Origin of the sequence: Cytobacillus depressus (assembly GCF_008923245.1) — a bacterium.
In the GTDB taxonomy this organism is placed as follows: domain Bacteria; phylum Bacillota; class Bacilli; order Bacillales; family Cytobacillaceae; genus Cytobacillus; species Cytobacillus depressus.
Genome location: NZ_WBOS01000010.1, coordinates 109,033 through 135,138 on the forward strand (window position 1 = coordinate 109,033; position 26,106 = coordinate 135,138).

Consider the following 26,106-nt stretch of genomic DNA (forward strand, 5'->3'; position numbering starts at 1 on the left):
ACTATACTAAAACTAAATCTCTTTTTTGGAGCGCTGGAAAATACTCTACCTCTTCACCATGCTGGACAAGTAAAGAAAGATAAATCTCTTTATCGAGTGGCTTTTGTGTTGAAAACATTTCAGTTTGGCTGCAGTCCCAACGGTATAAGGAATCCTTCACACCTTCACCTTCAAGGATACTTACTGCCAGCTGAAGCGTCTCCGAATCCAGCCCTTTTTCTGGTAACAAAAGCTTTGAGAAAGAAGCCTTATCTACTAATTCTATCGCATAACCTAGTTCTTTCAGATAATTAATAAACTGCACAAAAGGGGTAGGCTCAGGATCAACGATGTGGAACGTCCTTCCAATTGCATCTTCCTTCATAGCCAGTTCAACAACAGTTTTGCTAGCAATGTCTACAGGTGTGACATCAATGATTGCAGTATACTCAGGAATTTCTCCAAGGGTCATGACTGCTTTTAACATGCGGTAAAAAGCATTCGTTTCAATATTTCTTTGGAATTTCCCTGTAACTGAATGGCCTGTTATATTCCCCATCCGACAAACTGTAGCTAGTGTACCTTCTTCCATTGCTTGATAGACAAGCTTCTCGGCTTCCAATTTACTACTCGTATACACATTTGTCAGTGTATAGGAAAAACTAGTTAGATTGGTACCAATAAACTCTCCCCACAAATTGGAATGTGCAAGATCATCAGGAATGCCGATTGTTGAAATATAGATGAACTTGGCACCTTTATTATTTTTAACTAGATTCAATAAAGAAGCTGTTCCACCAATATTCACTTTATTAAAGTGGCTTTGCTCACCAAAATGCCTTACATCAGCCGCGCAATGAATAATCATATCTAGGTTTGTTTCCAAGTACGTTCTTGCTGCAGATGTAAGTCCCATAGCTTCTTGAGAAAGATCGCCTAGAACGGGGACAATTCGTGATAACCAAGTTTCCGGAATTTCAACGAAATAATATTTTAGTATTTCTTCTAATCGATTTTTAGCTTCTTCTGTGCTGCTAGCCCTCGTTAAACAATGAATATGAGCTTTCGTATTTTCTAATAAATCATATAAAATGTGACTGCCAAGAAATCCCGTTGCACCCGTTAAAAGAATAGCCGTTAACTCCGGTTTCATTTTATAGGTGTAGCCCTTCAGCGGTTTTGTATAAAGTGGATGCTCAATCAGATTTTTCTCAATCAGTTGCCCTTCATCCCATTCCTCCGATTCAAGACTAGCTATATGCTCGGCTAACTTTTCTATTGACCTACATTGGAAGAAGTCCTGAATACTGATTTCAGGAAAATGGGGCTTTAACTTAACTAATACATTTAAAACCTTTAGCGAGTTTAAGCCATTTGTAAACAAATCTTCCTTAATATCAAGCTTGTCCACATGTAATTCATCACATAAAGCTTGTGATATGATCATCTCTACTTCATTTCTTGGCTCAATGATATTAGCAGAAAGAACTTCTTTAAAATCGACTTTTTCAAGATGTTTCCGATCAATTTTTCCTGTAGGGGCAATTGGCATCTCGTCCAATTGAATAAAGTAACTAGGTATCATATAGTCCGGTAATGCCGATTTTAATTCATGATGGATTTTATTTTTTTCAATCTTTTCACTTGATTTACCAGTATAAAACGCAAATAACTCTTTTTCATGCCCCTTCACTTGTCTTGGTATAACAACCGCCTCTTTCAAGAAAGGCAGTTTCAGCATTTTGTCTTCTATTTCTCCAATTTCCACTCGATGCCCCCTTATTTTCACTTGCTGGTCATCTCTGCCGATAAATTCAACATTTCCGTCTTCCAATAATCTTACAATATCTCCTGTTCGGTAGAGTTTTGTATTTTTCTTAGTAGGATGATCGATGAATGCCTCAGCCGTTTTTTCAGGTTGATTTAAATAGCCAACAGATAATCCCGGCCCTTCAATTAATAGTTCCCCAGGTTCATTCGTCTTACAGTCCATTCCTTTTTCATTTACAATATAAAAATCGAATCCTCGAATTGGTTTACCTATAGGGACATTCGCCATCTCTTCCGGCCATTCGCCAGCAATATCATAAAACGATGCCATCACAGTCGTTTCAGTTGGCCCATAGAAATTACTGATTTGAATAGCATACCCGAATTTCCCCTGCCACAATCTGACCATTTCTCCTGTTAAAGCTTCTCCTGCTAATGCGACTACTTTTAAAGAAGCAAGTTTTTGCAGATCATGTTCATTTAATATACTCGTCATATGATGAAAATAAGCAGTTGGTAAAATCATATTAGTAATTTTTTGATCAGCAATTTCTTTCGCTAATTGATTGGGGTCTTTCCGTGATTCTTCAGATAAAATATGTAAACGAACGCCATTTAGCAGCGCTTGGAAAATATCGATAATGGATGCATCAAAACTTAAAGATGCAAATTCAGAGATAACCGTATCATTATCAAACTGATAGTGATCTGAAAGCCATGCTGCTAAATTAAGGACACCCTGATGTTTGATTAAAGCACCTTTTGGATTCCCAGTAGATCCCGAAGTATAAATGACATAAGCTAAATCGGCTGAAGTAAGTTCCTGGCATTCGATGTTACGATCATCAAACCCAATCTTATCAACAAGATAAATATTTCGGGAGAATCCAACCTCATCTAATTTCCCTTGAAGGATGGAGTTCGTGATGACAAGCTCACAAGCTGTGTCATTTACCATGTAGCTAATTCTTTCGTCTGGATAAGATGGGTCAATTGGCACATAGACGCCGCCTGATTTCATAATTCCTAACAGACTAATGATGGCCTCCATGCTTCGGTTTAAGAAAACACCGACGAAGTCTCCTTTTCTTACTCCCTGATTTATCAGTTTAAAGGCAACCTCGTTCGACATTTTATTTAAGTCATCATATGTTAATGATTCATTATTCATTGAAATTGCTGGATATTTCGGAAAAATACTAACCATTTCGTGAAATTTGTCGATAATAGTTAAGTCAGTGTTTTTCATCGTTTTTACAGATAATAATGGTTTAATCATATTTACGCTCCTATTCTTTGACGATTTTATGAAAAATCTCTCACACAATAACGATGTACTGATTTCGATTTTTTCAAGGAATAAAAGAACTAATTCCTATCAAATCTAAACGAGGAGAAAGATACATGCGAAGAACAAAATCGTTTATTTTCAGAAACATATTTATTTCTGTGGCCATCTCAGTTTTTATCGGCGCTGTCATCAGCTTTTCCAGTTATCAAGTAATATCAGACATTTTAAAAAATGATATTAGCAAGGAAGCAAATAATATCGTTCATACATGGGGCACAGAGTTAGATATTGCTGAAGTGAAGGAAGCTATGAAGGAAGATTATGATTCTCCTGCCCAACAAAAGTTAATTTCCTTCTTTGATCAAATTTCCAAAAATAATAACAAAGTCGCTCAAGCCTATATATTCAGTACTAAAATTGTTGATGGAAACAACACACCGTTAATCGGTGCTCCATCACATCTCGTCGAGGTTTTAAAAGAAGAGGGAGTTAAAGTAGGTGACCCATTTCCACAGCCAGATCGAATTATAGCAGCTATTAATGAAATGATGGAAACGAAAACAACGGTTGCTTCTGAAATATATAACGATGACATCGGTACATGGATTTCAGAATTATACCCGCTTACGGACAACAATGGAGAAATCTTTGCTTATTTCGGTGTTGACGTTAGCGCAGAATTATTTCATACGAGTCAAGTTAAGTTAACTAAGATGGCCTTATTTGTACTTCTGCCAGGGTTGATTCTAATCATTCTTTTCCAGATTTTCTATACAAGGAAATCTTTTAAGCCACTAAATGAGCTTCTCAGAGGATTAAATGAAGTTGGGAACGGCAATCTTCAAGTAAACTTAAAGGTAGAGAAGGATGATGAGCTCGGGCAAATCGTTGCACTCTTTAATAAAGTGATACATAACATGCAGCAGATGATTTTTAAAATCAAGGAAACTTCTGCTGAAATAAATCACGCATCCGCCATTCTTCATCAATCCGCAGAGCAAACAGGAAAGAATTCTGTACAAGTTGCCCATGACGTTCAGGTGATGAATGATGGAATGAATTCACAGGAAGAATCTATTTCTAATACTGTACTTGCAATAGAAGAAGTAGCGACCGCAATTCAAACCATTGCAGGAAATTCACAGGATGTTAGTACATCTTCCATCGAAATGGATGAAATAACACGAGAAGGCTCTCAATCCATTAAGAGATTAATTGAACAAATGGATTCGATTAATCAATCATTCGCTGACATAACAAGCGCGATCACACAACTAAAGGGACGTTCTCAATCTATTAATGATTTCCTAACGATTATCGGTTCGATTGCCGATCAAACAAATTTACTTGCTTTAAATGCTGCTATTGAAGCTGCAAGAGCAGGTGAAGCAGGAAAAGGCTTTTCAGTTGTAGCTGAAGAGGTAAAAAAATTAGCTGAAGAATCAAGAAGGTCTACAGATATGATTGCTAATATTATTAAAGAAATTCAGACTGAAACGGATAACGCTGTTTCTTTCATTGAACTTGGAAATAAGGAAATTGCTCAAGGGATAAGTATCGGAAAAGATACCGATGAAATATTTGGTCAAATTCAAACATACACAAATCAAGTGTCTCAAAACATTTCGGAAGTATCCGCATCATCTCAACAAATCTCTGCATCTACTGAAGAGATAACAGCTACCTCTCAGCAATTGGAGAATATTTCAGCAAAGAATGCGACTATTTCTGGTTCACTAAATCTCAAAATTCAAGAGCAAGAAGGAAGCGTTAAAAATATATATCATGCTTCTGATAATCTACACCAACTTTCTGATGAATTAGAGAAATTAGTAGAAAATTTCAAAGTTGAATAAGAAAAATTCCATTTACCAGCGCTTTAATAGAGTTGAGTTAAAAAGATTGGGAATGTCAAGAAAAGATAAAAAGGGAGTCTCATAAGTCGAGTTTTTCGGCTCTGAGACTCCCTTTTTAATGTTGATATATCAATGTTTCTAATTTTTACATGGTGACCGTTTTTTGAGAAAGTCCTTCTCTGTGTGAATAATTAATTGTCAGTTGACCTAAACAGAACTTGCCTTTATGACGGTAGAAATAACTAACGCAGTGAAAGAAAGTCGAACGCCACATCCACTACTTTTGGAGTCATCTCTGTTCTTCTTTTTGACAAATATTCCGTGCCCATTCACTCCATACTAGGAAAGTAAATACTAGATGGAGGTTCGGTCAACATGCCAAGCAAACAAAATCAGTCGAATCAAAAAGCTTTTCCCCCTCAGCATCAAAACAAGCAGCCAGGATTAGAGAGTCAGATGGATCCAAAACCAACCTCGATTGATCCCAATTATAAAGGATCAGGGAAATTAAGAGGAAAAATAGCTTTAATTTCAGGTGGTGACAGTGGAATTGGAAAGGCGGCAGCAATCTATTTTGCTAAAGAAGGGGCCAATATTGCAATCAACTACCTAGAAGAGCAGGAAGATGCAGACGAAACGAAGCAATTAATAGAAGCGGAAGGACAAGAATGTATATTACTTCCAGGAGATATCGGAATTGAATCTTTTTGCAGGGAGATTGCCAATAAGACGATTGACCAGTTTGGGAAAATAGATGTGTTAGTAAATAACGCTGCAGAGCAGCACCCTCAGGATAGTCTCCTGAATATTTCTTCTGACCAACTCGAAAGAACTTTCCGAACAAATATTTTTTCCTATTTTTATTTAACAAAAATGGTTCTACCGTATTTACAAAAAGGCAGTTCCATTATTAATACCGCTTCGATAACAGCCTATGCCGGCCATGAACAGCTGATTGATTACTCAGCAACGAAAGGGGCAATCGTTACCTTTACTAGATCTCTTGCGCTGTCACTTGCAGGACGAGGAATTCGTGTAAACGGGGTAGCGCCGGGACCCATTTGGACCCCGTTAATCCCATCTACATTCTCTGTTGATAAGGTAGCTCAATTTGGAACCGACACGCCGCTTGGACGTGCAGGACAGCCATACGAACTCGCACCAACCTATGTATATTTGGCAAGTGATGATTCATCCTATGTTAGCGGGCAGATTATTCATGTGAATGGCGGCACGATTGTCAACGGATAGCATGTAATCAAAAATGAAGCTTCCCAAAAGTCTAATGACTAATGAGAAGCTTCTTTTAATTGATAAAGACAAGATAATGTAAACCTATTAAATCAAGCATGACATTTTTATTAAATATACCTATAAGAGAATCTTACGAAGGGAACCTTTCAAACCGGCCCAACCTTTAGTATTCCTCCATTGCTTTTAATGCTTTTCTTTTGAAAGCGCATTGGACCACAGGCTCCTTATTAGGATCCCATTTAACTGATTTAATCCGCTAATTGATTTGACTTTTCCGTTTTTTTAAGTTCTACATGCACCTAATAACTCAGAAATGTTTTGGAAAAATGGAGTGATTTTAGTTTAATGATGAACAATTTTTTTTAAAAGAAATACATTAGTGAGTATTAATACAAAAAATTCCTGTGAAAGGGGAGCCATAAATGGAGTATAAAAAGGGAGAGAGGGGCTTTACATTAGAATTTAATGAATTGGAGGAAATGAACTTAGAAAGGTTTATTAGTTCATTAAAAGAGCATGATGAATTTAGTGGCCTTTCATCAAATAGTGAGTTTTTAGCGTTAATACTCAATGAGGGTGTTTCTTCGCTTCAACAAAAAACAAACGCATTTACCGAGATTATTGAATCTGGAAGCACCGCTTCTTTTCAGGGAATTTTAGCCTCGTTGCTAAATGAGAACTTTGCCGCATTACAACATGAACCAGTCCATCTAATGACAGAAAATGGACGCCCCATATCCTTTAATGAACTTTTAAATCTTTTACCAGATTTTGATTCCTTCTTTCAGGAAATTGATCAGCCAATAGAAGAAGATGAAAGCGCTCCAAATCCCAATGAGCCCTTATCATCCATTCAAAATAACTTTCCAGAGGGGCCTCCAAAAGAATCAAATTAGTCTGCCTTTTTTTCTATTCATATTGGTTATGACAAAAGTAAATAGAGGGTCTTCTAACATAGAAGGCCCTTGATTAATATAACATCTTTCCGACGTTAATTAGATTACTAAGAGTTCCCAGACCGCCTAACGCTCCTTTTCCAACCTTAAGCAAACCTCCGAACATCCCCGGTTGACCTTGACCCATGAAATTCCCCCAGCCCATCGGAATGCCCTGACTACCCCAGCCTGCTGGATTCCCATAACTTCCCCAGCCTACCGGACCCCCAAGATCTCCCCAACCCACCATTTGCCCTTGAGTACTAAAACCAGCCGGATTTACCGACATCCAACCGGTTGGATAGACTTGAGTATTTAAACCAACCGGATTTACCGGCATCCAACCAGCTGAATGGACTTGAGTACCTACCTGATTTACTGGATGTTTCAGGCTACTGAAGCTTGCTAAACCCTCCGGCCCCGGACCCCACAAACCACCTGGATGATCCGGGTCACTCCAGCCAGCCGGAATCCCAAGGTCATTTTCTTGATTAAGTTCGGGCATTTGATGCTGTAAGTGTAATGGCGATGCAGAAAATTTGTTATTATATGGCTGCCTTTGTCCCCTTAATTTCGCATACCTATAATAATACATAACCATATTCCCCTCATAATAAAAAACATAATGTTTAGGTTAGGTTATGTAATTTGGCTTTTTATGTATGGTTAAATAACTAGGTGCATAAGCCTAAATAAAAATAATAAAGTCCTCTATTCTTTTGGTGAGTAAGCTTCCCCTGTTGGCACATTTTCATGCTCGCTTTATTAATGAATGTCCTGCTTTTTGAAGTTACCGCCCTTAACTTCTGCCACATCATATACAACAACGAAGGCATGCTTGTCAATTTCATAAATGATTTCTTTCATTTTACTATCCTCTAAACGGTTAATAACACAAGTAATTTCCTTGAATTTCTCATTTGTATAACCGCCTTTAACGAGGTTATATGTTGCGCTGCGTCCTAAGCGGTCACGTATCGTTTCAACCATTAATTCGGGTTGATTAGTAATAATTTTAAAGGTTTTAGAACCACTTAAACCTTCTTCAACCGTATGAATCACCTTAGAGGCAATAAAATAAGCGATTCCCGATAAGAAAGCTCCTTGAAGGCCGAATACTGTTGAAACAACTATAAACACAAACAAGTTTAAAAATAAAATAAGATCACTTGTCCCAAAAGGAAGCTTTCGGGAAAGCAAAACTGCCAACATATCAATGCCATCTAATGCACCGCCATTTCGCAGTGCCAATCCCATCCCAAAACCAATGATAATACCGCCAACAACGGTTACTAACAATGTGTCGCCTTGGATAATGGTCGGTACTTGATGCATAATACTAGTCCCGTATGCTAGTGAAGCAATTCCAATTACAGAATAAATAGCAAAGCTTTTACCAATTTGTTTATACCCCAAAAATACGAATGGGATATTGAGTATTGCAATTAAAATTCCTAAAGGAAGTCCAATTAATTCTGAACCAACGATACTCAGACCCGTCACACCGCCGTCCGACACATTGTTTGGAATTAGTATTGCCTCTAATCCGTACGCTGTGATAAAGGCGCCAATCATAACGGCAAATGCTTTTGATACCTTTTTAAATCTAAACGTTCCTTTTTGCTTAGTGATTGTACCCATTTGATGTCCTCATTCCAAACTATTTTTTCTTATGGCTGTTACACTTTTTTTCATTTATGTATATTGTTTCAATTCATTATCATTTCTAGCACAATTCTAAAAAGAATTTCAATACATCCGCTCCGAATTATACGAGTATTTTTGTCATGATAAAGTCTATCTGTTCTTCATCACCCATATAAAAAGAATGGGCCCCCGTTTGAGCAAACCCCATTTTCTTATAAAAAGCAATTGCGTTTTCATTTTTTTCCCATACGCCTAGCCAGATTTTCTTCTTATTACGTTCCAGCGCAATTTCCATCGCTTTATTTAGCAGATATTTACCAAGCCCATGTTTTTGAAATTTGTGCTTAATATAAATCCTCTCGATTTCAAGTGAATCATCGCCCATTTGTTCAGACTGCGCATCATTGGTATTGACCTTTAAATATCCAGCGATTTCATTATTAAAATTAACAAAAAAGAATTCCGAAAAGCTATTGGACAATTCCTTTTCCAACTGTTTAGAGTTAAATGCTCTTTTCAAATAAGCTTTTATATTTTCAGGTGAATTCTGCTCTTTAAACGTATCGTTGAATGTTTCAATGCTCATTTCTTTGAGTATTTGTATATCCTCACGGTTGCACTTTTTTATTTTTACAGTCATTTTATATTCAGCTCCTTTATATAAAATTAATAATTTCTCTTGTTTCCCTTTTTTACAAAATCCCAATCAATTTCTATATTTTTTCTAACCCTTTGAAGAAGATGGAAAATTGTTTCTACTTCCTTTTCAGAAAATCCCGCTAATGCGACATTATTCGAATGATCATTTTCTCTTTTTATAAAAGGATAAACATTTTCCCCTTTTTCCGTTGGAAAGAGCTTTTTTATTTTTTTGTTATGTTCATCATCTTTCTTTTCAATAAAGCCATTAATCTCAAGTTTTTTTATTGCTCGAGCTGCTGTTGTTCGATCTACCTTTATCATCTCAGCTAACTTTTCTTGAATGATTCCTGGATTTTCACATATTCGCACAAGGTACAAATACTGCCCTTTTGTAAGGTCATATTCTTTAAATTCTATATTACTAATTGAATCTAACGCCCTTGCTATCATTCCAATTTCACGAAGAATTTCCTTCATCATTAACTCCTTAGACATATTTTTGTTGCAAATGCAATAAAAATCTCATATATTAAATTTAACCCGTCTTTGTTGTATTTGCAACAAAAAATTAATAATAAAGAGGTCGAGTAAAGTGAAATATATTTTTTATGTATTAGGTATTTTCATATTAACCCTTGGTATTTCTTTCACTATACAATCAAACCTTGGAACATCACCTTTTGATGCACTTTTGGTAGGACTATCTAAAAATGTGGGGCTTACTGTGGGAAGTTGGGAGATAATAATCGCCTTAATATTGATATTTTGTAATTCATTTTTAAAAAGACAAAGACCAGAAATTTTGGGGTTGTTAACAGCATTTATCACGGGGATTGGTATTGATATATGGCTTTTTTTATTTCACAATTTGATAACACCTGAACTATGGTACAGCAAATTAGTTTGCTTTGGAATCGGCTTAGTTGTTATAGGATTAGGAACTGCAACATATTTACACACAAATTTTGCACCGATTCCAGTTGACCGATTAACATTAATCATACAAGAATTAACTAAAACAAATATATTTTTTTCAAGAACATTCATTTATCTCGTATTCTTGATCATTGCAATGATTTTAGATGGACCTATTGGCATTGGAACTTTATTAACTGTTTGTTTTGGGGGATTAATACTTAATTACTTCATGCCTTTTACAAAAAAAGTATTAGACCACATATTAATAAACTCTAGTACATCACCAAATTATGATAAAGATAAAAACCATTCCATATAGATTTCTTTTTATTTTTCTTATTCAACCTACCTTATAGATAAAGAAAAAAAAACCTGCAAAAACAGGATTTTTAATCAAACTTTATTATAAAACTACAACAGCTGTATAGCGACAAAAAAATTGGAAGCTTAGGACACCATAAATTAAGACTTGAATGAATATGGATTTTTCAATATAAAAAAAGCCTAATTCCTCCGTACCTTTAGTGAGAAATTAGGCATATATTTTCGACAAACGCAACCGATTGTTGAAGGTCAAGGTACTGCACAATTTAATTACTATATTTAACTGGTTGCTAAATGAGTTAAATATTTATTTCTGCACTGCAAAATTCATTGCCTTGGTGGAGCTGGACCGCTGGGCCGACCGGCTCACCTCGATCCCGTCGGCCACCCTCAGCTTGGCTCCGTTGATGCCGTCAACGACGTTTTCGACCATGCTGAGGTCCTCTCCGGCATCGACCCTGATGCCGTTGGCGACCTGTCGAATGACGTTGCACTCGATCCTGATGCCTGAGGGGATTCCTTTACCCCGTCCGTCTGTTCCGCGGTCCTCACTGAGCCGGATGGCCCAGAACCCGTCAGTCCCTCCAGTGATGTGGTTACCGTGCAACTCCGTGCCCGGCGCATTGCGGACTTCGATGCCGGCCTTCGAATCCTTCCCGGCGTTGATCCAGTTGTCATTGATGAGGGTGTCAGGAGTTCCCAGGATGACGAGGACTCCCTGACGGTTTCCAATCAGGTCGTTGGAATGCACCCAGTTTCCAGGCCCTGAGGCGTCGTGCTTGTTCTTGGCCCCGCCAGGATTGCCCAGCGCGATGCCCGCCTGCTGCCCGCCGATAACCGTGTTGTCCCGGATCTCATTCAGGTATTCACCCTCGCCGTGCAGGTCGATGGCGTCGAGGAGGCTGCCGACGATGGTGTTCTCTGCCACGAGATTGTTGTGCGTGGGGAACTGCAGCAGAATGGCGTGCCGCAGATGCCTGCCATCGAAGGTATTGCCGATGACGACGTTGTGCCGGGAATCGTTGGCGGCATCCGGGTCGTGCTGGTCTGCTGAGCCCTCGATAGCGATGCCGTAGCCCTGTCCGCCGGGACCGACGGCAGTTGCCTCACTGATGTAATTTCCAGAGAGGGTCACTTCACGGCTGTTCTTGACGGAGATGCCGTGGCGCTCGAACCTGCGGATGCCCAGGTTCTTCACCAGGACCCGGGAGCTTGCCTGCCCTTCGTGGGCTCCGAGGTGGATCCCGTACATCGGGCCACCACCCGCATCGCCGTCTTCGGTGTCTTCGCCGAGTGGACCCTCATGACGGGAGGTGATGGTGAAGTTAGCGACGATGACGTCGTGGACGCCGGAGCCGCGGATCACCGCGCTGTCATCCTTGCCGTCGAGGGAAGTCAGCAGCACGGTTCTCTCCTGGCCTTCGCCACGTAGGTTCACGCCGCTACGAAGCACGATGTTCGCCGGCTTGTCGGATGGGTCAGTGGTGCGCAGGTCATACGTGCCAGCCGGAAGCAAGACCTCGTCACCCGGTTCGGCCGCGTCCAGGGCCGCCCTGATGGCTGCTGCGTCGTCATGTGAGTCCGGATCCGGATCTGCCCCGAAGTCCGTGACGTCCAGGGTCCTGCCAGTGGCCGGACCCGGCGTCGGCACCTCGATCGGCGAGCCGGACCGATCCACCAAGCCCGGGACCTGCCAGTCGCCGTGCCCGGACGGGGCGGGTTCCACGACGTCATCGCTCCCGACCGGCCCGGCGGATTCCTCGACAGTGCATGCGGTCAAGAGGACCACCAGGCCAAGGGCCACCCACCACGAATGCGCCGGACTTCGCCGGCTTTTCCGAACGAATCCCTTCATCAAACTTCTCACGTCCTTCCTTGACTCTTTTCGTCCCTCTCGTCGCCCATGGAGGCGTCGAGAAAAGCAATGAGCCCGCAGGCCTCGGCTTAATTCACCGAACCCGCGGGCTCACTACTTTCGGGATGCCTGACGACCCCTACCGGGTCGCCGATGTCATCCCATGGCCCTGAGGCCTAACGTTGGGAGTTGTTGTTCCCGTTATTTCCTTTATTTCCGTTGTTTCCGTTGTTTCCGTTACCCTTGCTGAGTTTGAAGTTCAACGGAACGTCCTTTTCCAGCGGGGTGTCTGCTGAGGAACCACCGACATGCACGCGGTACTTTCCATCAACGGTTGCCCAATCGCCGTGAGCCCAGTTCTTCAGGTTGTCCGGGTCTTCCGGAATGAAATAGGAGAACGGGTGGTTAGAGTCGGCCTGGTTAATCTTTAGTGTTACCTGCTGGCTCTCACCTGGCTCAAGGTAAACCTTATCGAAGTTGACGAGTCGCTTGGTCGGCTCTCCCGCCTCGTTCGGCAGGGTCAGGTAGACCTGTGCCGCTTCGGCACCGGCAACGTCACCGGTGTTCGTGATAGTGAAGGACACGTCAATACCAGACAACGAGCCTTTGTCCTGGATCTTCTTCACCTTCAGGTCGTCATACTTGAAGGTCGTGTACGACAGGCCGTACCCGAATGGGAAGACCGGCTTCACGTTGTTAGCCTCGTACCAGCGGTAGCCCATCTCTAGGCCCTCGGAGTACTTGGCGATTAGCTGGTCGGAACCGTTACCGTACGGGCCCGGGCCACCTGGCTTGCCAGTGTTTTGACGGGTTCCAGGGTACTGCTCCTTGGTCGCAAAAGCGGCCTCATGCTCGGTGGCACCGAACGTCATAGGCAGCTTGCCGGAAGGATTGACCTTACCGTAGAGCAGATTAGCGACGGCATTGCCATCCTCCATGCCCGGGAACCATGCCTCTAGGACGGCAGGGACCTTATCCAGCCACGGCATGAGCACCGTACCGGAGGTCTTCAGGACCACAGCGGTGTTCTTCGCGTTGGCCTTCATAACCGCGTCGATCAGCGGCTCCTGCTCCACCCATTTCGTTCGAACCGGATCCTTGTCGAGGTCGATGGCTGGGAAGCCAAGAGTCTTGCGGTCCACGGTCTCATGCGGGTTGTCGCCGACCATGAGTAGTACGACGTCGGACTCAACGGCCAGCTTGGCTGCAGCCTCTGGGTCACGGCCATCGTTGTAAGTCACTTTTGTGTCGTAGCCTAGCTCCTTGATGACATTCTCTAGGCCCTTCTGCGGAGTGACCGTGTATTTAGTCACGACGTTCTCGTTGTTGTCCCGAATGGAGCGCGGGGACATCTTGGCCTTACCGGCAAACCAATCTACGCCGATCAGCGCGATCGACTTCGTCTTGCCGTTCAGTGGCAGGAAGCCGTCAGTGTTCTTCAACAACACGGAGCCTTCCTCGGCCATTTTCCGTGCGCTAGCGCCGTTGGCCATCGGATCGACGATCTCCGGCAAGAACTTGTCGTAAGGCTTATCCATTTGGCCGAACTCGATCATCTTAACGTACCGCGGACGAAGCAGATTGTCGATATCGTCCTCGGTCACCTGACCCGAGTCGAGGGCCTCCTGGATCTTCTTCTTGGTGTAGTACTGTGGTGCCCAGTCGAGCTCGACATTCGTACCCGCCTTAATGGCAGAGACCGTGTCGTGAATCGCGCGACGGTCACTCATGACGTAACCATCGAAGCCCCACTTGTTCCGCAGAGCTTCTTGGAGCAGTTCAGAGCTGTCACAGGCAAAGGTACCGTTGACATCCGGGAACGAGCACATCACGGAGGCCGGGTCAGCATCCTTGACGGTCATCTCGAACGGCAGCATGTACAGCTCGTTCATGGCCTTTGAGGGAACTTGGACACCCATCGTCCAGCGCTCGGTCTCCTGCTCATTGCCGGCAAGGTGCTTAAGCTGGGTCTGTACCCCCTGTTCCTGGATGCCCTTGACTTGCTCAGTCGCCAGGGTACCAGTCAGGTAAGGGTCCTCGCTGAAGTACTCATAGTTACGGCCATTGTACGGGTGACGCACAAGGTTCAAGCCTGGTCCAAGCAGCACGTGATGCGCGAAGGCCCGGGTCTCCTCGCCGAGGATCCGGCCGGCCTCATGGTTCAGGTCACGGTTGAAGGTCGCGGCCATGGACAGAGTGGACGGCAAGCCTGTCGCCTCCGGGTCCTTGCCACACGATCCGCCCTTCACACCCGTACCACCGTTGGTCATGCGGATTGTGGGGATGCCCAGATCCTCGATCCCACGGATCTGCCGGCCGGTGTCCTGAAACTCACACCCGGGCAGGGTACCCTGGGGCGCGAATTCGCCGCTCATATACTTATTATCACCGCCATATTTCATGACGAACGTCTCACCTTTGTCATTCTCATTGAAACGCGAGATAGCGATTTGCTGGATCTTCTGTTCCATCGTCATCTTATCAAGAAGAAGCTCGGTACGCTTCTCAGCAGAGAGCTGGGTGTTCATCCAGGGTTTAGTCCCTTCCGTCCCCTCCGCATTAGCAGGAATTACCAACGATGACATGGAGATCGCTGCTGTCAAAAAAACTGAACTAAGTTGCTTTATCATCTTATCTCTCCCTTACTAACTATTAGGTTTCTTAGTATAGAGAAAAACTATTACATTAGTATTATCGGTAAATTACAGAGTATTAATTGTTAATTACAGAGCAGCAACAAAAACCACGAGATAGCAAGATCCTAAAGTCCTGAAATGGTATTCAAACACTGTAGCAATCAACGATTTGCCAAATAAACAATCAAAATGAATAATTTCAAATGAGCATTATGCTCCATTATTCTAAATATGCTGAAATAGGAAGGAAGAACTTCTATTTATTAAATAAGCGTTGTTACGATGAAATTTGGAAATCCAATCGAAGCTTTTTTCAGGCTTTTTCCTCATTTGTGTAAAGATTTTCCACTAATTTTGACATAATAATAATAGGGATAGTAGGGATAAGGTTTAAAGGTTGAAGGGATTGTTTTTCCCACTTTTCTTCATCGCCTATTCTCCCTTTCTTTTTTTGGGCAAAAAAAGACCGAAGGTCTGCTGAATGGTATCAGGAAACCTTCGGTTTGGGAATGGTATTTTTATTTAAAGAACGTTATTTTTGTGTAAGAGTCGGTAATTTTAGTTTTAGACAACAGCATCAATTTCCCAACGTTCCCCTACTCCACCGTCACACTCTTCGCCAAATTCCTAGGCTTATCGACGTCACAGTCACGGTGTAAAGCAGCGTAGTAAGAAATTAATTGCAATGGTATAACAGAGACAAGAGGTGTTAATAGTTCGTGCACAGCTGGGATGACGAAGGTGTCTCCTTCCACTTCCAGTCCTTTCATGGAGATGATGCACGTGTTGGCGCCTCGGGCAGCGACTTCTTGTACGTTGCTGCGGAGATTTAAGTTCACACTTTCTTGAGTAGCTAAGGCGATGACAGGTGTGCCTTCTTCGATTAAAGCGATGGTTCCGTGCTTTAATTCGCCGCCGGCAAAGCCTTCAGCCTGAATATAAGAGATTTCCTTTAGCTTTAAAGCTCCTTCAAGGCCAACATAGAAGTCTAGTCCGCGGCCGATGAAGAATGCATTGCGGGTAACGGACAAAAATCCGCGGGCGATAGTTTCGAATTCTTCTTTTTCGTCGCAGAGCACTTCCATCGCATTCGCAATAATGCCTAGCTCACGGGAAAGATCGAGACGAAGCTCGATGCCACGGTTCTTCGCCGTTACTGCTGCTAAAATCGCTAATACCGCAAGCTGTGCAGTGTATGCTTTTGTTGAAGCAACAGCAATTTCAGGGCCTGCATGAAGCAAGAGTGTGTAATCCGCTTCACGGGACAGTGTTGAACCAGGCACGTTTGTCATTGTAATGGCTTTATAGCCCATTTCTTTAATATTCACGAGAACCGCACGGCTATCTGCGGTTTCTCCGCTCTGTGAAATAAAGATAAACAGTGGCTTTTCTGAAAGCAATGGCATATTGTAGCCGAACTCACTGGAAATATGCACTTCTACCGGGATTTTTGTCATTTTTTCAATAAACTGTTTTCCCACGAGTCCTGCATGATACGAAGTTCCCGCCGCAATAATATAAATACGGTCCGCGTTATTCATTGCTTGGATGATCTCTTGGTCAATCGTTAAAGCACCCTGCTCATCCTGATAGCTTTGAATGATTTTGCGCATCACTAAAGGCTGCTCGTCAATTTCCTTTAACATATAGTGCGGATATGTGCCCTTTTCAATGTCGCTTGCATCTAATTCCGCTGTGTATGGATCACGTGCAATGGTTTCGCCATCTAGGTTTTGAATGATGACTTCGCCTTTTCTCACTATCACGATTTCTTTATCCATTAACTCCACATATTGATCTGTTACTTGAAGCATCGCCATCGCATCTGACGCGACTACATTAAATGTGTCACCTAATCCGACTAGCAGCGGGCTTTTATTTTTTGCCACATAAATCGTTTCGTTGTCCTGTTCATCTAAAAGAGCGAGTGCATAGGAGCCTTTTAAGAGCTTAAGCGTTTTACGGAACGCTTCATCAGTCGTTAATCCATCGTTTGCGAATAATCCAATCAGCTGAACGATAACCTCTGTATCTGTATCGCTGTTAAAAGGTACGCCTTGTAAATATTCGCGCTTTAAGATTTCATAGTTTTCAATGACACCGTTATGAACAAGCGTGAAGCGGCCTGATGCACTTTGGTGCGGGTGGGCATTGGCTGCACTTGGCACACCGTGTGTTGCCCAGCGTGTATGTCCAATTCCCGATAGAGCAAAGATATCAAAGTCGACAATGCCCCTTAAATCAGCAATACGGCCCTTTTCTTTAAAAACCTGGACTTTATGCTCATCTCTCACTGCAATTCCTGCTGAATCATATCCTCTATATTCAAGCTTTTCTAAGCCTCTAAGCAAAATATCTTTCGAATCATTATTTCCAATATATCCTACGATACCGCACATACTTCTTTTCCTCCTAAATCGGAAGGGGCAAGAAGCCTATTGGGACAGTCTTGCCCCTCATCTCTGTATTGGTTCTATTGATGTTTTTCTTACGAACCAGCAACTAATACAGCCTTTTTCTGACTATACAGTGGGCTAATCGAAACAAAACATCTTTATATTCATAGCATTCCCATCTCTTTGTGCATTAAGTTGCCCTAATGTTTTAAAGATGAGATCACGGTTTGCTTTGAACCGGGAGGTATCCGCCGAAAACTTCGATAAACCTCCTCCTCGTCAACTAATCCACTTCGCTCGAGGATTAGTCCAGGCGCTTTCATTTTTATTTTTCAACCTCACTGCCCACCTTTCTTCTAAAATCTTCGCTTTGTTATTAGCAATGTAGGACTTTATTGCGTACAACATAATATTCGCAAAGCCATTTACCAAAAACAGTAATATCATACACATAAAAGTCTTTCACGTCAATTAAAAGCTTAAGGGTAAATATACCCTACATAATAAAAATATGCATAAGTGAACGGTTCGGTTCCCTTATGCATTCTTTTTTTCGCAGTTTAACGGGCTGTAAGATTCCCATTTCAAGAAGTTGAGAAAGCAAGACTTCCAAGTATGGGATCCAACAGCCCATAAAGGCTCGACGACGGACAGGATGTCCTAGTCAGGCGAAAGCCACAGGACAAGGAACACTACGGCAGCTCTACATCGCACGACCAAAAGCAGAGCTTTTGGGAAAACGTGTCGCTCTTGAGCGTGATAAGTTCAACTAACATTCAGTGAGGTATGATGGACTCCCCCGACTTAATGAAGATTCACTTTATCTATTCTTCTTTTAATCCCATTTCCTCTACGACAACTACTGCAATTCGCTCTACATAAGAATTGCATAGCTCTTCGGTTGGAGCTTCTGCCATTACTCGTACAAGCGGCTCTGTTCCTGACGGGCGTACTAAAATTCGCCCATTTCCATTCATTTCTTGCTCTACTTCTGCAATGATCGCACTCACTTTTTCATTATCCGTTACATGATGCTTGTCCGTCACACGAATATTGACAAGCTTTTGTGGGAACTTTTGCATCTCTTTCGCCAGCTCTGATAAAGGCTTTTTCGTCATTTTCATAATATTGGCAAGCTGAAGTCCAGTTAACAGTCCATCTCCTGTCGTAATATAATCGAGGAAAATGATATGGCCAGATTGCTCTCCACCAAGATTATAGCCATTTTTCTTCATTTCCTCGACAACATAGCGATCGCCGACAGCGGTAGGAATGCTCTGGATGCCATTCGCCTCCAGCGCTTTATAGAAGCCAAGATTGCTCATGACAGTAGAAACAACCGTACTATGGCGAAGTCGGCCCTGTTCCTTCAAATATTTTCCGCAAATGTACATGATTTGGTCGCCATCGACAATGTCTCCATTTTCATCAATCGCAATCAGGCGGTCTCCATCCCCGTCAAACGCTAATCCAACATCCGCTCCCTTTTCCTTTACAAATGCAGCAAGCGTCTCAGGGTGAGTAGATCCTACCCCATCATTAATATTTAAGCCATTAGGAGCAGCTCCGATCATGGACAGGTCAGCATCTAAATCAGCAAACAGGTGTGAAGCAAGAGAAGATGTAGCTCCATGGGCACAGTCTAATGCAATATGTATGCCAGTGAAATCTTCATCCACCGTCTGTTTCAAATATTGTAAGTATTTCTGTCCGCCTTCGAAGTAATCATTTACTTGTCCAAGCTCAGCCCCTACTGGTCTTGGAAGATTATCTTCTTCTTGATCCATATAGCTCTCAATCTCGTCTTCCTGTTCATCTGACAGCTTAAATCCATCTGGACCAAAGAATTTAATTCCGTTGTCAGCTACCGGATTATGAGAAGCAGAAATCATGACACCTGCCTCAGCTCCAAGTGCCTTTGTTAAATAAGCTACCCCTGGTGTTGAAATGACGCCAAGGCGCATCACTTCCGCTCCAATTGATAAAAGTCCCGCAACGAGAGCACCTTCGAGCATATGCCCAGACACACGAGTATCACGGCCAATTAATACCTTTGGACGATTTTTATCCTTTGTCAGAACATACCCTCCAAAGCGGCCTAATTTAAAAGCTAATTCAGGCGTTAGTTCACTATTTGCAACTCCACGTACCCCATCCGTTCCAAAATACTTACCCATTCAAGCATTCGCTCCTTTAATCAGAATTTAACTATAACTAAAAGATGATTTCCTCTGAAAATTTCGTTTCATTATCTTTAAAAGTTCATTCGATAAACAGTATATTTACAAAATTTCATGCTAAATTTCTTTTTGTGTAATTGAGATTTTTGCCACTTCCGTTGCCAGCTTCCAATGCACATCAGATGGACCATTTACGAGAATCTTCACGTCATGGTCCCCCACTCCTAAATTAGACAAATCAAGAATGACACTGAAGTCGCTAGCTTTTAATTGCTGAATCGCGTTACTATTCCCTGTCACAGTTAAGCTTGCCCCACTAGGAGATTGCACGGAAGCCTCATATTGGTTGGCAAGCCCCGTTAGATTGATCGGTAGATTAGAAAATGTTTTATTTTCATCTACTTCTTCGTGTATGTCGCCATCTGACTGATGAATGGTTGTGCTAATCATGGCCTTTACAACTTTTGGATTCACTTCATTAATCCCGTCTGAAATAATGACAGGCAGGGTGAGCTCCGTGTCTCCAGTAATCTGGCTAACATCTACCTCTACTCGAACACTGTCAGTCCGATCTAGAACATCTTGCGCACCAAAAATTTTTGCCTCTTTTATATCAAGTGTAACCGAATTGATGGATACGTCCTGCGGAGGGGTCCCCTTTTCAATCACCTTAATTGGAACTGTTTTACTCAAGCTTTTGACGGGAATAATGACATCAACCACGTCATGTTCTAATTGGACATCTAGCTTATTCATTTCCCGATCAAATACTTGAACGATTGCTTCCCTTCTCACTGTTTCTTTAATGGGCCCTCTCATATTAACTGTCGCTTTCACATAGCTGATTTTATCTATGATATCTTTCGCACCTGTAATTTTAATCGTTTTCGGTTCTGCCTCAGGAGGCTCTGAAACAAACCCGGCCTCTATTAAATTTTTGTCAAATTCAACATTGACTTTAAATTCCTTCGTTACTTTTTCTTGAATGTTTACAGTTGCATAGGCAGGCTCGATCGTTACCTTCAGCTTATCAGAAAGATTGCGAATTTGCAGTGGAACATTTTTCGTCCCGATTTCTGCATTTGCTAAGTCCACATATACTTCGAAGTTGCGCTGCGCTTTTGCAGGCTGTAATAAGTTTCTGGGCCCCTGCAACGTTACCTTTACTGTTTCTGGGACACCTGTTACAACGAGATTATCTGTATCATAGTAACTTTTTACTGGAATATCTGAAAGGACTTCATAATCCGCTCCGCTTGGCACATTAATATTGGAAACATCTTTATCAGCATCATAAACAGAGTCAAATAGAAGCAAAGCAAGAATTAATGCGACCATTTTCATAAACCAGCGAGTATCAATCAGTTTATCGATAAATTTATCCATTTTTCTTCCCCCTCCAGTTCCAGCGAGCGGAAGAAGTTTGTTTGACCCGACTGTGGGTTAATAATTCATTCTTGAGCATTTCTCTAAATGCCTCAGAATGTAAGTCACGATGCAGCTCGCCATTTTTTGTCAGCGAAACACTGCCTGTTTCTTCAGAAACTATCACTGTTACACTATCGGTTACTTCACTGATCCCCAATGCCGCCCTGTGGCGTGTTCCAAGCTCCTTCGAAATAAATGGGCTTTCTGACAGAGGAAGATAGCAGGCTGCTGCAGCCACTTGGCTTTTTTGTAAAATGACCGCCCCATCATGTAATGGCGTATTAGGGATAAAAATATTGATCAGTAATTCAGATGATATTTTGGAATCTAGCTGGATGCCTGTTTCTATGTAATCGCCCATACCAGTTTCTCGCTCAATGGAAATGAGTGCCCCGATCCGGCGTTTTGCCATATAATCGACTGCCTTTACAATCGATTCGACCACTTTTTCCTGATCATCTGATTCTTGATTGGCCGTTCTAGAAAAGAATCGTCCCCTTCCCAATTGTTCAAGGGCTCTTCTTAATTCGGGTTGAAATATAATAGCAATTACAACAAAACCCCAAGTAAGTATTTGCTCCATCATCCATCCTAATGTTTGCAGGTGGAATTTGTCACTGATTACTTTGACAAGAAGGATGACAAAGATCCCTTTTAACAATTGAACAGCTTTTGTTCCCCGTACAATCATGATGAGTTTATAGATGACGTACCATACAAGGAGAATGTCAACAGTATTAGCTAAAAATTTCAGTATTGAGAAATCTGAAAACGACATTATCCTTCCTCCAAATCTATATTAAAAAGCCTAATCTTTTCATTTCATATATAGCCTTCATATTATATCATAAATATTCGTATTTCCACTCATCCGGACTGTGTCTCTTTCGGCAAAAAACAACGGAATCCTGCCTATTTGACAAGGATTCCGTTGCAATATTACGTTTATTTTACAGTTGATGGTTCACTGTTATTAAAAATACTTACTACCTCAGTCGCTGTCTTTTTGATATGGTACCACATCCAGTCAAATACAGCGTTTACTTCCTCAATATCTCCGGTGACTTGATTAGCCGATGCCAAATATTTTTCACCGTTAATAACGGTCACATTTCCTTCAACCTGCCCCTCAATCTTTAATTTCCCGTTTTTAACGATGATGTCACCTTTCACTACTTCACCTTTCGGAACAATGACCGTATCATTTTGTACGACAAGGTTTGGTTGCTTCGATACAGAAAATTGACGATCCTGTTCCCATGAAGACAAAAAGCTTCCCATCATTAGCACCAGAAAAAGAGATGCGGCCGTGAGTAATGGGTGCTGGCGAATCCAGCGCTGAAATCCAACTTTTCGTTTTTCCTTTGGTAATTTGGCCATTACATTTGCCGTAAAATCGGTCGGCACCTGAATATGTGAAGTACTGCGGACAAGAGCAACGGTCTTTCTCAATTCATGAAAATGCGCTTGGCATTCTTTACAGCTATGCAAGTGGGCTCTTAATTCACTTTCATGTTCGGTTGAGATCTCTTCGTCTAAATATTCATGCATATAAAGAACCACTTCTGCTGGACAATTCAAAGTTCTCACCCTCTTCATCTTATACATATTATACGTGTCGTAATCGGGATCTCAATGCTTCTCTCCCTCGATGTATTCGCGTTTTAACCGTACCTAATGGCAAATCCAATATTTTGCTGATTTCATTTAATGATAGCTCTTCAATATATTTTAGAACAATAACTGTACGGTACTTTTCCGGAAGCTTAGAAATCTCTCTTTGGATTGTCTCTTGCAGCTCTAGGCTTTCTAGGTCCTCCTCTGGCAAGTTCGTATCAGCAGCAATTTGCGAATACATCGTTAATCCATCCGTGCCTGCAACTTCTGCATCAAGGTAATAATCCGGCTTTTTCTTCCTAATCCGATCAATGCATAAATTCGTAGCAATTCGATAGAGCCACGAAGAGAATTTCAAATTTATATTAAAACTATGAATGTTGACGTAAGCTCTTAAAAAAGCTTCCTGTGCAATGTCCTCTGATTCATGTCTGTTTCCTAACATTCTGTAACATATCATATACACTTTTTCTTTATAGATCTCGACTATTTCTGCGTAAGCGTCCTGATCCCCTTTTAAAACTTGCTTAATCCTTTTTTTGACGATTGTCTCCATTTTTCTTTTACCTCCGCTCTATGCGGCTAATCGATATTACGATCGATAGCGGAAAAGGTTTCATTTTTTTAAAATTTCTTTTCGCACAATTTGCGACTATATTTTTACCAAGCTCGTTCGATAAATTCTAATAAGCTGAATTTCATCCACACAAAACTTAATATTCGTTTCTTGCTACATAAAGACTTTTGTCGTAACAAACATTGTTGATTAAATTATTAATTTGTTTATACTATCTATTTTAACAAATATTTACTGGTGTGGTTTAATAATTTTGTATTTCGGGAATGATAGGGAGTAATTCATAGACAAATTTGTATGATTTTGCAAAATATTTTCAAGGCTGAAATCCTAATAAATGATCATATCCCTATGTGCCCGATTAGTCAAAAAAGGATGGGGTCCACTATATGTGTAAATGTAAACTGTTAAACGATATTGAACAATGCAGAAGAGAAATGATTTATTTAGCTTCCTATTCCTCTTTATCAAGTAAACCCGTTGTCAACATAAGTAAAAAATTAGATAAGCTGCTGAATTTATATGACAATGAAAAAAAAAACTAAGCAGAGTTTTTAATAACTCTGCTTAGTTTTTTTATTTATACGCTTTTGTTGATTTCCGCTCCAATCAACATCAAAATAGCAATATTAACAATTTCATTTATCCTAATTATAATAGCTTTTCTCCGAATAATGAGCCCATTAAGGCAACGGCAACTGTTGCTGTTTTATTTTTGTCATCTAAGATTGGGTTTACTTCTACAAATTCAGCGGATGTAATAAGACCCGCTTCCGCCAGCATTTCCATAGCTAAATGGCTTTCACGATAACTAATTCCGCCAATTACCGGTGTTCCTACTCCTGGTGCATCGTGAGGGTCTAAGCCATCTAAATCAAGTGATAGATGAACACCATCTGTTTTTTCCTTCAAGTATTCAATCGTTTCTTCCATCACCTTTGTCATTCCAAGGCGATCAATTTCGTGCATTGTATATACTTTTATGCCAATCTTTTTAATAAGCTCTCTTTCTCCTTCATCTAATGAGCGTGCACCTATAATCACGATATTCTCAGGCTTTATCTTTGGAGCATAGCCCCCTACATTTGTTAGCAGTGGATGGCCCATGCCTAAGCTAACTGCCAGTGGCATCCCGTGAATATTTCCAGTGGGAGAAGTCTCTGCTGTATTTAAATCCCCATGGGCATCATACCAAATGACACCTAAGTTTTCATAATGCTTAGCAACGCCGGCGATCGTCCCAATCGCGATGCTATGATCTCCGCCAAACACAAGTGGAAATGCCCCTTCCTCAATTGCCTGGTTAACCTCTTTGGCAAGCATCTCTGTTTTCTCAGCTATTAAATGGAGATTGCGCAGATTAGATACAGGATCTACTTCTACTTCCGGTCGTCCAACCGCAATATCTCCTTTATCATGTACTTCATCAAATAATCTTTTTAATCGTTCATTTACGCCTGCGTATCGAATGGCACTTGGCCCCATATCTACTCCACGGCGGGCCTGGCCTAAATCCATAGGCATTCCAATAATCGCTAATTTTTTCATGAGAAACTCTCCCTTCAACCCCTTAAATCAAAGTCTTATCCTATTTTACCTTCTTTTAGCGTCATGACTCAACTCAGCAAAAATATGTATATATATACGGAATTCAGTTAATTTTTATATTATTCCAATACTAGTATTCTCGGCATAACATTAGGCTCGTCTTTAAACATAAAAAGAAAATAGACCATTATGGAAATCATACATAATGGTCTATTTATTAAGAATGAGTGAGCCATGAAGGACTCGAACCTTCGACCCTCTGATTAAAAGTCAGATGCTCTACCGACTGAGCTAATGGCTCGTAGTAATATGTTGTTTCCTCGATATTGATTGTAGTCGTAAACTTGCTTCAAAGTCCTGCGGTCTTTGTCGCAATTTTTTTAAAAAACCAATCGACGAAGCGAAGCTACGGAGTTGTTTTTTAAAAAAATGGCTGGGCTAGCTGGATTCGAACCAACGCATGTCGCAGTCAAAGTGCGATGCCTTACCGCTTGGCTATAGCCCACTGATGAAACTTTCCAAAATAAAAAGGACTATTACTATCTTGTCCATTTTTTCAAGTTTAATTAAAAATAAATGGTGGTGGGGGACGGATTCGAACCGCCGAACCCAAAGGGAGCGGATTTACAGTCCGCCGCGTTTAGCCACTTCGCTACCCCACCAAATAATAAGATGCCGGCCAGAGGACTTGAACCCCCAACCTACTGATTACAAGTCAGTTGCTCTACCAATTGAGCTAGGCCGGCATATTTATAACAGTTATATTAAATTATGGTGGAGGATGACGGGATCGAACCGCCGACCCTCTGCTTGTAAGGCAGATGCTCTCCCAGCTGAGCTAATCCTCCAAATGGTGACCCATACGGGATTCGAACCCGTGTTACCGCCGTGAAAGGGCGGTGTCTTAACCGCTTGACCAATGGGCCATATAATAAATATTAGGTAAGCTTCCAAGCGGGATCGAACCGCTGACCTCTTCCTTACCATGGAAGTGCTCTACCTGCTGAGCTATGGAAGCATTAAAACTACCTGCTCAAATATTTTTTTAAAAATGGCTCCGCAGGTAGGATTCGAACCTACGACCGTTCGGTTAACAGCCGAATGCTCTACCACTGAGCTACTGCGGAATAATTACAGCCTAGCGACGTCCTACTCTCACAAGGGGACAGCCCCTAACTACCATCGGCGCTGAAAAGCTTAACTTCCGTGTTCGGGATGGGAACGGGTGTGACCTTTTCGCTATCGCCACTAGA

General features: G+C 41.7%; 19 protein-coding genes, 8 tRNA genes and 1 rRNA gene. 5 read left to right on the forward strand and 23 right to left on the reverse strand.

The features are described 5' to 3' along the window. Position 1: 1 nt before the first annotated feature. Positions 2-3,028 (reverse strand): amino acid adenylation domain-containing protein, encoded by a 3,027-nt coding sequence (locus F7731_RS17840; RefSeq protein ID WP_151536160.1) that lies wholly within the window; start codon positions 3,026-3,028, stop codon positions 2-4. Positions 3,029-3,153: 125 nt separating this feature from the next. Here F7731_RS17840 and F7731_RS17845 point away from each other — a divergent pair, with 125 nt between their 5' ends. The 3 genes from F7731_RS17845 (at position 3,154) to F7731_RS17855 (ending at position 7,046) form a co-directional block, all read left to right on the forward strand. Next, a complete protein-coding gene (locus F7731_RS17845) occupies positions 3,154-4,896 on the forward strand; it encodes a methyl-accepting chemotaxis protein (protein ID WP_151536161.1) in 1,743 nt (580 codons plus the stop codon). Positions 4,897-5,271: 375 nt separating this feature from the next. Continuing rightward, the gene (locus F7731_RS17850; RefSeq protein WP_151536162.1) at positions 5,272-6,147 is read left to right on the forward strand and encodes an SDR family oxidoreductase; all 876 of its coding nucleotides are present in this window, start codon (positions 5,272-5,274) and stop codon (positions 6,145-6,147) included. 425 nt (positions 6,148-6,572) lie between these two features. Beyond that, entirely contained in the window at positions 6,573-7,046 is a 474-nt protein-coding gene (locus F7731_RS17855; RefSeq protein WP_151536163.1) for a hypothetical protein, read from the forward strand. 73 nt (positions 7,047-7,119) lie between these two features. Here F7731_RS17855 and F7731_RS17860 read toward each other — a convergent pair whose 3' ends face one another. From F7731_RS17860 to F7731_RS17875, 4 genes are all read right to left on the reverse strand, one after another. Beyond that, entirely contained in the window at positions 7,120-7,680 is a 561-nt protein-coding gene (locus F7731_RS17860; protein WP_151536164.1) for a hypothetical protein, read from the reverse strand. Positions 7,681-7,850: 170 nt separating this feature from the next. Then, complete coding sequence (locus tag F7731_RS17865) at positions 7,851-8,726, reverse strand: YitT family protein (protein ID WP_151536165.1); 876 nt, start codon at positions 8,724-8,726, stop codon at positions 7,851-7,853. 127 nt (positions 8,727-8,853) lie between these two features. Further along, positions 8,854-9,372, reverse strand: coding sequence for a spermidine/spermine N(1)-acetyltransferase (gene paiA / locus F7731_RS17870; protein ID WP_151536166.1), 519 nt, complete (start codon positions 9,370-9,372; stop codon positions 8,854-8,856). 26 nt (positions 9,373-9,398) lie between these two features. Further along, the gene (locus tag F7731_RS17875) at positions 9,399-9,851 is read right to left on the reverse strand and encodes a MarR family winged helix-turn-helix transcriptional regulator (RefSeq protein WP_151536167.1); all 453 of its coding nucleotides are present in this window, start codon (positions 9,849-9,851) and stop codon (positions 9,399-9,401) included. 115 nt (positions 9,852-9,966) lie between these two features. Between F7731_RS17875 and F7731_RS17880 the strand changes: the two genes are divergently transcribed. Next, positions 9,967-10,611, forward strand: a complete 645-nt coding sequence (locus F7731_RS17880; protein WP_151536168.1) for a YczE/YyaS/YitT family protein — start codon at positions 9,967-9,969, stop codon at positions 10,609-10,611. Between the two features lie 312 nt (positions 10,612-10,923). On the opposite strand, the gene F7731_RS17885 is transcribed toward F7731_RS17880, so the two are convergent. From F7731_RS17885 to sigW, 8 genes are all read right to left on the reverse strand, one after another. Then, positions 10,924-12,471, reverse strand: a complete 1,548-nt coding sequence (locus F7731_RS17885) for a right-handed parallel beta-helix repeat-containing protein (RefSeq protein ID WP_246197281.1) — start codon at positions 12,469-12,471, stop codon at positions 10,924-10,926. A 176-nt stretch (positions 12,472-12,647) separates the two neighbouring features. Then, on the reverse strand, positions 12,648-15,101 hold the full coding sequence (locus F7731_RS17890; RefSeq protein ID WP_151536170.1) for a beta-glucosidase: 2,454 nt from the start codon (positions 15,099-15,101) through the stop codon (positions 12,648-12,650). 602 nt (positions 15,102-15,703) lie between these two features. Further along, the gene (glmS, locus tag F7731_RS17895) at positions 15,704-17,506 is read right to left on the reverse strand and encodes a glutamine--fructose-6-phosphate transaminase (isomerizing) (RefSeq protein WP_151536171.1); all 1,803 of its coding nucleotides are present in this window, start codon (positions 17,504-17,506) and stop codon (positions 15,704-15,706) included. Positions 17,507-18,327: 821 nt separating this feature from the next. Next, entirely contained in the window at positions 18,328-19,680 is a 1,353-nt protein-coding gene (gene glmM / locus F7731_RS17900) for a phosphoglucosamine mutase (RefSeq protein ID WP_151536172.1), read from the reverse strand. Positions 19,681-19,800: 120 nt separating this feature from the next. Next, positions 19,801-21,069, reverse strand: coding sequence for a CdaR family protein (locus F7731_RS17905; protein ID WP_151536173.1), 1,269 nt, complete (start codon positions 21,067-21,069; stop codon positions 19,801-19,803). Beyond that, positions 21,062-21,889 carry a diadenylate cyclase CdaA gene (cdaA, locus tag F7731_RS17910; protein ID WP_151536174.1) on the reverse strand — a complete coding sequence of 276 codons (828 nt, stop codon included), beginning with the start codon at positions 21,887-21,889 and terminating at the stop codon, positions 21,062-21,064. Before cdaA ends, F7731_RS17905 begins: the two co-directional genes overlap by 8 nt. 167 nt (positions 21,890-22,056) lie before the next feature. Further along, the gene (locus tag F7731_RS17915; protein ID WP_151536175.1) at positions 22,057-22,692 is read right to left on the reverse strand and encodes an anti-sigma factor family protein; all 636 of its coding nucleotides are present in this window, start codon (positions 22,690-22,692) and stop codon (positions 22,057-22,059) included. 28 nt (positions 22,693-22,720) lie between these two features. Further along, a complete protein-coding gene (sigW, locus tag F7731_RS17920; protein ID WP_151536176.1) occupies positions 22,721-23,284 on the reverse strand; it encodes an RNA polymerase sigma factor SigW in 564 nt (187 codons plus the stop codon). 410 nt (positions 23,285-23,694) lie between these two features. Here sigW and F7731_RS17925 point away from each other — a divergent pair, with 410 nt between their 5' ends. After that, positions 23,695-23,850 (forward strand): aspartyl-phosphate phosphatase Spo0E family protein, encoded by a 156-nt coding sequence (locus tag F7731_RS17925; protein ID WP_151536177.1) that lies wholly within the window; start codon positions 23,695-23,697, stop codon positions 23,848-23,850. A gap of 106 nt (positions 23,851-23,956) precedes the next feature. On the opposite strand, the gene rocF is transcribed toward F7731_RS17925, so the two are convergent. The 10 genes from rocF to rrf all read right to left on the reverse strand — a co-directional run bounded on the left by rocF (position 23,957) and on the right by rrf (position 26,106). After that, positions 23,957-24,853 (reverse strand): arginase, encoded by an 897-nt coding sequence (gene rocF / locus F7731_RS17930; RefSeq protein ID WP_151536178.1) that lies wholly within the window; start codon positions 24,851-24,853, stop codon positions 23,957-23,959. Positions 24,854-25,081: 228 nt separating this feature from the next. Then, positions 25,082-25,154 (reverse strand) — tRNA-Lys (locus F7731_RS17935). A gap of 129 nt (positions 25,155-25,283) precedes the next feature. Beyond that, positions 25,284-25,358 (reverse strand) — tRNA-Gln (locus F7731_RS17940). Positions 25,359-25,430: 72 nt separating this feature from the next. Continuing rightward, positions 25,431-25,515: transfer RNA gene (locus F7731_RS17945), tRNA-Tyr, on the reverse strand. An 11-nt stretch (positions 25,516-25,526) separates the two neighbouring features. Further along, positions 25,527-25,599 (reverse strand) — tRNA-Thr (locus tag F7731_RS17950). A gap of 26 nt (positions 25,600-25,625) precedes the next feature. Continuing rightward, a tRNA-Val gene (locus F7731_RS17955) sits at positions 25,626-25,701 on the reverse strand. 3 nt (positions 25,702-25,704) lie between these two features. Next, positions 25,705-25,779 (reverse strand) — tRNA-Glu (locus F7731_RS17960). 19 nt (positions 25,780-25,798) lie between these two features. Continuing rightward, positions 25,799-25,871, reverse strand: a tRNA-Thr gene (locus tag F7731_RS17965). 34 nt (positions 25,872-25,905) lie between these two features. After that, positions 25,906-25,980, reverse strand: a tRNA-Asn gene (locus F7731_RS17970). 9 nt (positions 25,981-25,989) lie between these two features. Then, positions 25,990-26,106 (reverse strand): 5S ribosomal RNA (gene rrf / locus F7731_RS17975).